The 9,003-nt window shown below is 64.0% G+C and carries 6 protein-coding genes; all 6 read left to right on the top strand.

Annotated elements, in window-relative coordinates:
* Nucleotides 1-128: 128 nt before the first annotated feature.
* Nucleotides 129-1,361 carry an acetyl-CoA acetyltransferase gene (locus ACTS2Z_RS11755; protein WP_442573398.1) on the top strand — a complete coding sequence of 411 codons (1,233 nt, stop codon included), beginning with the start codon at nt 129-131 and terminating at the stop codon, nt 1,359-1,361.
* Nucleotides 1,362-1,508: 147 nt separating this feature from the next.
* Nucleotides 1,509-2,717 carry an acetyl-CoA C-acyltransferase gene (locus ACTS2Z_RS11750; RefSeq protein ID WP_442573397.1) on the top strand — a complete coding sequence of 403 codons (1,209 nt, stop codon included), beginning with the start codon at nt 1,509-1,511 and terminating at the stop codon, nt 2,715-2,717.
* Between the two features lie 99 nt (nt 2,718-2,816).
* Entirely contained in the window at nt 2,817-5,057 is a 2,241-nt protein-coding gene (locus ACTS2Z_RS11745) for an alpha/beta fold hydrolase (RefSeq protein WP_442573396.1), read from the top strand.
* Nucleotides 5,058-5,146: 89 nt separating this feature from the next.
* Nucleotides 5,147-6,982, top strand: a complete 1,836-nt coding sequence (locus ACTS2Z_RS11740) for an SLC13 family permease (RefSeq protein ID WP_442573395.1) — start codon at nt 5,147-5,149, stop codon at nt 6,980-6,982.
* Between the two features lie 20 nt (nt 6,983-7,002).
* Nucleotides 7,003-8,211 carry a CaiB/BaiF CoA transferase family protein gene (locus tag ACTS2Z_RS11735; protein ID WP_442573394.1) on the top strand — a complete coding sequence of 403 codons (1,209 nt, stop codon included), beginning with the start codon at nt 7,003-7,005 and terminating at the stop codon, nt 8,209-8,211.
* Between the two features lie 156 nt (nt 8,212-8,367).
* Nucleotides 8,368-9,003 (top strand): outer membrane protein (locus tag ACTS2Z_RS11730; RefSeq protein ID WP_442573393.1); only part of this gene is annotated, 636 nt, incomplete at its 3' end.

Below are 9,003 nucleotides of genomic sequence, written 5' to 3'. Positions count from 1 at the left end.
CTGAAAACCAAGGAAATCGCGAACTTCAAACTGCCTGAGCAGATGATCCTGGTCGATGCTCTGCCGCGCAATCCGCTCAACAAGGTGCTGCGCTGGCGCCTCGTTGAAATAGCACGGGAAAAGCAGTCATGAGCGGGCCGGTCTTCATCCTTGGCGGCGCGCAAAGCGACTTTGCCGCCAACTGGACGCGCCAGGAAAAGTCGCTCTTTGACATGATCGCCGAGACGACACGCGCCGCGCTTGATGACGTGCGCATGGATGCTGCCGAGATCGACGCTGTCCATATCGGCAATTTCGCTGGCGAGCTGTTCTGCGGTCAGGGCCTTCTTGGCGGCTTCATGGGCCATGTCGATCCGGGTTTTGAGGGCAAGCCGACCAGCCGCCACGAAGCGGCCTGTGCCTCCGGCTCCATGGCGATCCTCGCGGCGATGAGCGACATCCTGGCAGGTCACTACGAAACGATTGCCGTTGTCGGCGTCGAGATGATGCGCAACGTGCCGGGTGAAACGGCAGCCCAGCACCTTGGCAGCGCCGCTTGGGCGGGGCGAGAGGCCTTGGGCGCGCGCTATCTCTGGCCAGCCATGTTCTCCGATCTGGCGGAGGAATATGACCGCCGCTACGGCCTGAAATACGAGCATCTGGCAGCAATCTCGAAAATCAATTTCGACAATGCCAAGCGTAATCCGCATGCCCAGACGCGCAGCTGGCAGTTCGGGGAGGGCAGCTTTGCGCGCGATGACGACGCCAACCCCGTCATCGAAGGCTGGATGCGGCGCTCTGATTGCGGGCAGGTGACAGACGGCTCCGCCGTGATCGTTCTGGCGAGCGAAAAGGCGGCCCGCGCCTATGCCGCAAGGCGCGGTCTCGACCTCGCCGCCATTCCGCGCCTCAAGGGCTGGGGGCATACGACCGCCCCGCTGATGATGGACGCAAAGCTGGAGAAATCGCGAAAAGAGGGCGGCTACGCCCTGCCCTGGACGCGCAAGGCCATCACCGATGCCTACGCGCGTGCGAATATCGCTGGCCCGGACCAGGTCGACGGTATCGAGACGCATGACTGCTTCTCGGTAACTGAATACATGGCGATTGAACATTTCGGCCTGACTGCCCCTGGCGAAGGATGGAAGGCGGTCGAGGACGGCACGATTGCCTTCGGCGGAAAGCTGCCGGTCAATCCTTCGGGCGGGCTTATCGGGCTGGGCCATCCGGTCGGAGCCACGGGCGTGCGGATGGCGCTGGATGCGGCGCGCCAGACCTCGGGCCGGGCCGGCGACATGCAGGTCGACGGTGCGCGCACCTTTGCAACCTTCAATGTCGGCGGCTCCGGAACGGCGAACGTGTCGTTCGTGATCGGGGTCTAGCCACCGTCTTCCCGCTTCATCATTCCGGGGGAGCAGAGCGACACCCGGAACCCAGCGTCTACAATGCATCTGGGTTCCGGCTCTGCAGCTTCGCTGCGGCCGGAATGACGAGCAAAAGTGAAACTTCAACCGGAAAAGATCGCTTCAATGACCCACACCTATATCTTCGATGCTGTCCGGTCGCCGCGCGGAAAGGCCAAGGAGGATGGCGGGCTTGCCGCGCTGAAACCGCATGAGCTGAACGCCCGGCTGATTGCGGCGCTGGCATCGCGCAATGGTAAAGCGGCGATACAGGATGCTGCGAGCCTGACGCTTGGCTGCGTCGGCCAGGTCGGCGCACAAGGCGGGCATCTCGCTCTGGTGACGCGCCTGCATGCCGGCCTTCCCGACGCCGTGCGCGCCCTGACTATCAATAACTATTGTGTGTCGGGCCTGACGGCGGTCGCAATGGCAGCCCATGAAGCAGCCGCCAGCGGCGATGACCGCCTGCGGCTGGCGGGAGGGGTCGAGATGATGAGCGCCGTCCCCTTCATGGGCGACAAGGCGCACTATTATGCCGACCGCGAGACGGCTCTCGCCCTGCGCTATGTCCCGGTAGCCTTGTCGGCAGACCTGATGGCCACGATGGAAGGCTATTCGAAAGATGATCTGGACGCAGTGACAGCCCGCTCGCACCAGCGTGCTGCGGCGGCCTGGGAGAAGGGCCGGCTGGATGAGGTCATCGCCATCAAGGGCGCTGACGGATCTGTCGTTCTGGAGCGCGACGAGAGCGTGCGGGCCGGAACGACGCCGGAAAGTCTGGCCCGCTTCGGCCCTGCCTTTGCCGAGATGGGGGCTGCGGGCTTTGACGCCGTGATGCTGAAAGCCCGCCCCGAGCTGAACGAGATCAAGCACGTCCACTCGGTCGCCAATTGCCCGCCTGTCTGTGATGGCGCAGCTCTGGCGCTCGTTGGCTCGAAGGCGGCAGGCGAGACGGCCGGCATCAAGCCCAAGGCGCGTATTCGCGCAATGGCTGAAGCAACCGCTGATCCTGTCTTGCAACTCACGGCCGGCTTTGCCGCCATGGACCAGATTCTGGCGGCAACGGGTCTCAAGCTGTCTGATTTCGACCGTATCGAATTCATGGAGGCTTTCGCTGCCACACCGTTGAAATTCGAGCGGGATTATGCCCCCGACCTGGACACGGTGAACCCCGAAGGCGGGCATCTGGCCATGGGTCATCCGATGGGCGCGTCCGGCGCGATCCTGCTGGCAACCATGCTCGGCGGGCTGGAGCGCTCTGGCGGAACGCTCGGCCTGATTGTCGCCCATGGGGGTTCCGGCGTCGGATCGGCCATGGTGGTGGAGCGGGTCTGAGACCCAACTGCCTGCTTGCAGGCATTGGCCCGTACGCTAGTCTTGCTGGAAGGTTAATGGCGTCGCCCGTCCGGGCGAGCCTGGCTTGGGGGGCAGGATATGACACGGTGCTGGCGCACGACGCTTCTGGCGGGGGTATTGGGGCTGGGCCTGACGGGGGCGGGCTGGGCGATACAGGATGCGCCGGAGGAAGCCCCTCCTGGCGAGGACTCCGCCAGCAGCGAGGCGGAAAGCCCGGAGCCTGCCGGAGAGAGTGCCGGAGAAGAACTCCCGCAACAGGCCGTCGAGGCCGTTCTCGATGACCCGGAGGCCGCACTTAGCGCTTTTGCCGAACCGCCTGCACCCACCTCCCTTTCGACATTGGCCGAAGGCGACACCGTTCCGGTCGTTTGCCCGTTCCGTGACACGATTGACTATGAGCCCGGCGAGATCAGCTGCGGCCTGCTGGCTGTCCGCGAGAACCGCGAGACGGAAACGAGCCGCATCATCCAGCTTCTCTATGTGAAGATTCACGCGCGAGGCCCGGAGGAGGGTGACGCGGGCGACGAAGACGGGGAGGCCGGGGAAGACACCTTCACGCCCCGCGAGGACCCGATTGCCTATCTCACCGGTGGTCCGGGCGTCGGCGTTCCGAGCTATGTCGAGCGGTTCAAGGATCATGCCGCGACCGAAACCCGTGATCTCTACATTCTTCAGCAGCGCGGCATCACCCAGTCGGGCGATTTCTGTCCGCTCTACAATGCGGAAGAGCCTGCCCTGAATGTCGGGCAGACCCCGGCCGAGCAGGAAGCCTTCACACTGGCACGGCTTGAACGATGCTTTGACCGGGCCGTCGCCGAGGGCGTGGACCTGTCTGCCTACAACACGGTGGAAAATGCCCGCGATGTGCGCGTGTTGCGCGAAGCGCTGGGCTATGAGACCTGGAATGTCTGGGGCATTTCCTATGGCTCGCATCTCGGCCAGATGCTCACGCAGGTGGATCCCGAAGGCATTCGCGCGCTCGTCATAGACGCGATCGTGCCAAATGATCTTGAAAACCTGATGCGCATTCACCGCTGGGCGGACCGGGTGCTCGACCATATCACGTCGACCTGCGAGGCCGACACGGCCTGCGCGCGCGCCTACCCGGACCTGCGTGAACGCGCTTATGCGGCGATGGCGTCGCTGCAGGCAGACCCGGTGATCGTTACGGTGTCGGATACGGAAGTCTTCCCCGGCGGCCAAGTCGCGGTCGGCGGAGCGGCGATTGCCTTTGCGCCTTTCTCGATGATGTACGAGCAGAGCACCTATCCCGGCATGGCCGCCGTTCTGAACGCGCTGGTACGCGCGGCTGAACGCCGCGACGAGACCGTGTTCACCGCCATCGCTCTGGGTGCTGGCGGAGACCTTGCAGGCGGCGATTTCTCCGCCGGCATGAACGCCGCAATCTCCTGCAATGACGGCTATACGTGGCAGAATGCCCGCGTGATCGCTGAAGACTTGTCCGAAGTGCCCGGCCTTGCAGGACTGATCGGATCGGTCGAGGGGGCTGAGGCCAGCCAGGCCTTGTGCGAACGCTATGGCATGGGCCTGCGTGACCGCAGCGAATATGCGCCCGTCTCCTTTGATGGCCCGGCCCTGATCGTCAACGGGGCGTGGGACCCGATTACCCCGCCGGACCTTGCCCGCCAGATCATGCCGGGCTTTTCCAATGGCCAGTATCTGGAAGTGCCCTTCGCTGGCCACGGCCCGACGCGTTCAGACGAGTGCACGGCGGATATCATGGTCGCCTTCTTCGACGATCCGTCGGCCGAGCTGGACACCTCCTGCGTGGAAACCGCCAACAGCGCGCCGGACTTTGCCATTCCGGTGACCTCACATTTCGCGGCCCGTGCCATAGTCGCGATGGAGGAGGACCGGCCGGCCCTGATCGGGCTACTGGCCTGGGGCGGTATCTCCGCCATGATATTGGGGATGGCTCTTCTTGTGTTCCCCGTGGCTTTCGTACTGCGCCGGATTGATGGCACGCCTTCGGCCAATACAGGCGGTGCACGCGCGGCCAGCGTGCTGGCGTCCGTTCTGGGCATCGGGGGGCTCGCAGTGCTGGGTTATGCCGCCTACGCGACCAGCGAGATTTCGCCCATCCTGCTGATTGCAGGGTTTGCCGGACCGGCGCATCTGGGGGCCTGGGCGATCCTGCTGTCGGGGCTGGCCGGGCTAGCGGCCCTGTTGCTGGTGGCAGGCGCGCGCCTGTCGTCTGGCCGCATGGCGTTTGGCACGCTGGCTGGCATTGTGATCACGGCGCTGGCAGCGCTTTCGCTGGCGGTGTTTGCGGCATTTGCCGACCTGACACCCTTCTGAGCTAGGCAAGCGAGCCCTCTTGCGGGCGCGAGCGCTAAAGTCCATGACAGCATGGACTTTAGCCCGCTTCCCCTTGCTCGAAGGCGTCCATGCCCCTGCCAGTCATTCTTCTTGGTGCCGTCCTTCTCGTCATGATGGGGCTCTTCCTGTCGGGCAGGCTGCGCCATGACGCGGTCGCACTCGCTGCGTTGGTCGCATGTGTGCTGCTGGGCCTTGTTCCGGCGGGCGAGGCGTTCGCCGGTTTCGGCCACCCGGCGGTCATCACTGTGGCGTGCGTGCTGATCCTCTCCGGCTCGCTGCAATCTGCCGGGACGGTGGATGTGATTGCCCGAACTGTGCTGCCTGCCAACGCTCACCCGATGGTGATGCTGGTGGTGCTCAGCGTCCTTGCCGCCTTCCTGTCGGCATTCATGAACAATGTGGGGGCTCTTGCCCTGCTCATGCCGATCGCGCTGCAGATCGCCCGCAAGAAGGGCATCGCGCCGGGCCGCCTGCTTATGCCGCTATCGTTTGCTTCCATACTCGGTGGTATGACGACGCTTATCGGCACACCGCCCAACCTCATCGTCTCAGGTTTTCGCGCCGAGACCGGCGAAGGTGCCTTCTCGATGTTCGATTACGCACCGGTCGGCCTCGCAGTCGCCGGCGCGGGCCTGCTCTTCGTGCTGGGCCTCGCCTGGCTGCTCGTGCCGCGGCGCAACCCGCCCGGCGCCGAGGGCTTCGAGACGGGAGCCTACCTGACAGAAGCCCGGGTGCTCGACGATAGCCGCGCCAACGGCAAGACCTTGCGCGAGCTGCAGCCGAGCCTCGACGAGACCGGCGCGGAAATCCTCGCACTGATACGCGACGAGACCCGCTATCCCTCGCCCCACGCCAACCGAAAGGTGAAGGCGGGCGATCTTCTGGTCATCCAGTCAGACCCTGACGGTCTGACATCGACCCTTTCCACGCTTGGCCTGCAGCTGGAAGAGGAAGCCTCCACGGCACCGGCCGAGGGCGAGGACGAGAAGGCAGAACTGCCCGAAGAGGTGGAATCGCCCGGCGAACGCCGCCGCGTCATTCATGCCGACGAGGTTCATCTGGCCGAATACGCCGTTTCGCCGGGCTCCGCCCTGGCTGGACGGTCGGCCAGCGACATACATCTGCGGACACGCTTTCAGGTCAATCTCCTCGCTGTCTCCCGGAACGCCACCCACTCGCGCGCCCGCCTGCGCACGATGAAGCTGAAGGAGGGCGACGTCCTGCTCTTGCAAGGCGGGGAGGACGCGATAGCCGAGTTCGCATCGCACATGGGGTGCGTGCCGCTTGCCGAGCGTACCTTGCGTATCCCCGATGCCCGCAAGGCTGTCTCTGCGGCAATTATCATGGGCGCGGCGGTGGCGCTGGCCGCGACTGGCACGCTGCCGGCTGCCATGGCCTTTGCCGCCGGTGTGCTGGCCATCATGCTCACACGCATCGTCCCCTTGCGGAACATTTACGACAATGTGGACTGGCCGGTAATCGTGCTGCTGGGCGCATTGCTGCCCGTCGCCGGGGCGCTGAAAACCACGGGCGCGGCTGATCTGGTGGCAGCCTGGCTGCTCTCGCTGACCGGACAGTCAGGCCCCGTACTGGTGCTGGTCCTGATCCTTGTGGCGACGATGACGCTCTCCGACTTCATGAACAACGCCGCCACGGCCGCTGTCATGTGCCCCGTTGCCATCAGCCTCGCGGCATCCATGGGTGTCAGCGCCGATCCCTTCCTCATGGCTGTCGCCGTCGGGGCAAGCTGCGCCTTCCTGACCCCTATCGGTCACCAGAACAACACGCTGATCCTCGGGCCGGGCGGCTTCCGCTTCGGCGATTACTGGCGTCTCGGCCTGCCGCTGGAAGTGATCGTGGTCGCGGTGGGCGTACCCGTCATCCTCCTCGTCTGGCCGCTCTAGAAACAAAAAGGCAAACGCACATGAACCAGGGGGCGCTTTCCCATATCAAGGTGCTGGACCTGTCGCGGGTTCTCGCCGGACCGTGGTGCGCGCAGATCCTCGGCGATCTCGGCGCTGATGTGATCAAGGTGGAAAATCCCGATGGCGGTGACGATACACGCGGCTGGGGCCCGCCCTTCATGCCCGACAAGGCGGGCGGGCAGGGTGATGCCGCCTATTACCTCTGTGCCAACCGCAACAAGCGCTCCATCGCCGTCAACCTGCGTGAACCCGAAGGTCAGGCTCTGGTGCGCAAGTTGGCGGCCCAGAGCGATGTCATCATCGAGAATTACAAGACCGGTAGTCTGAAACGGTTCGGCCTCGACTATGACTCCATTAAAGAGAACAACCCCGCTATTGTGTATTGCTCAGTAACGGGTTTTGGCCAGACCGGCCCCAATGCGCACCTGCCGGGCTATGATTTCCTCATTCAGGCCATGGGCGGTCTGATGTCGGTGACAGGTGAGGACGCGCCGGTAAAGGTGGGCGTGCCGATTGTTGACCTGTTCACGGGGGTTTACGCAGCAGGGGCCATTCTGGCGGCGCTGGTCGCGCGCGATCAGGGCAAGGGCGGGCAGAGCATCGACATGGCGCTGTTCGATGTGCAGGCAGCAATGCTTGCAAATCAGGCCTGTAACTATCTGGTGGGCGGCAAGGTGCCGGGCCGGATGGGCAACCGTCATCCCAATATCGTGCCCTATCAGGACTTCCCGACAGCCGATGGCCGCATCGCCGTCGCCGTCGGCGCTGACCGGCAGTTCCGGTCCTTCGCCGAAGTCTTGGGCCGCCCGGAATGGGGTGACGACCCGCGCTATGCGCGCAATGCGGGCCGGGTGGAATATCGCGAAGAATTGTGTGGCGAAATTGCAAGTATAATGCGTACCCGGACGAGCGCCGAGTGGCGTTCGGCCCTTGATGGGAAGGGCATTCCGTGTGGACCGATCCAGGCGCTTGACGGTGTGTTTTCAGAGCCACAGGTGCGGGAGCGGGGCCTCACATTCCAGATGGATGTGACCGGCTCCGGTCCGGCGACGCTGGTGGCGAATCCCATGCGCCTGTCAGCAACACCACCGTGCTATGCATCACCGCCGCCGAGATTCGCCGAACACACCGCGGAAGTGTTGCAAGAACGCCTCGGACTGTCGCAAATCGAAGTGGATGAGCTTCGCAAGGCAGGGATTCTGGCCTGACGTGCAGCAAATTCGGGAACGCAACTCTGGAACATACGTTAGAAATCCGCTAATCGAGTTGCAGAAGCGCCGGTATCCGGTGGTTTCGTGCGTCCTGATTGGCGCTTTTTAGATCACGCTCAACGAAGGACGTTATCCGCGTCCGGAGGGGGAATTATGAAAAAACGGCTTCTTACGGCTGCTGCTGTCGGTGCCTTTCTCGCTCTGCCGTCCGTCGCGGCGGCGCAAGAAGGTTGGTACGTCCGCGGCGCTCTCGGCTACGGCGCTCCCGGCGATGCGGGTGTGTCTGGCAACCTGAACGGCGATATCAGCGGCGAAAGCAACTTCCGCGAAGCGCTGGGTCTTGGCTATCAGTGGGCCAACGGCTTCCGCCTGGACACCGAACTGGCGCACCGCTTCAACCAGACCGGTGCTGTCGGCAACTTTGAAAACAGCTACAGCTCGGTTCACGGCTGGTCGCTGATGCTGACCGGTATCTACGAGTTCAACCAGGGCGGCTTCTACCGTCCGTACATCGGTGCCGGTATCGGTGCTGTGAACTCGACCTTCTCGGCCGGTGGCTGGAATACGGGCACCCGCACCGCGGCGTCCGTCTACCGCACCGTTCGCGGCGATGACTGGGCGATGGGCTATCAGGCTCTGGCCGGTGTTGCCTGGACGCTGACCGAGCGTCTGACCCTCGACACCGAATACCGTTACTTCGGCTACAGCCCGACCTCCTACACGCCGAATACGCGCGTTGAGCGTCTGGAAGGCCACGAAGCCTGGATCGGCCTGCGTTATGCGCTGTCG

The sequence above is a fragment of the Glycocaulis sp. genome, from assembly GCF_052168375.1.
GTDB lineage: Bacteria > Pseudomonadota > Alphaproteobacteria > Caulobacterales > Maricaulaceae > Glycocaulis.
The sequence above is the reverse complement of the archived record's forward strand: the minus strand, read 5'-3'. Positions and strand labels throughout refer to the sequence as shown.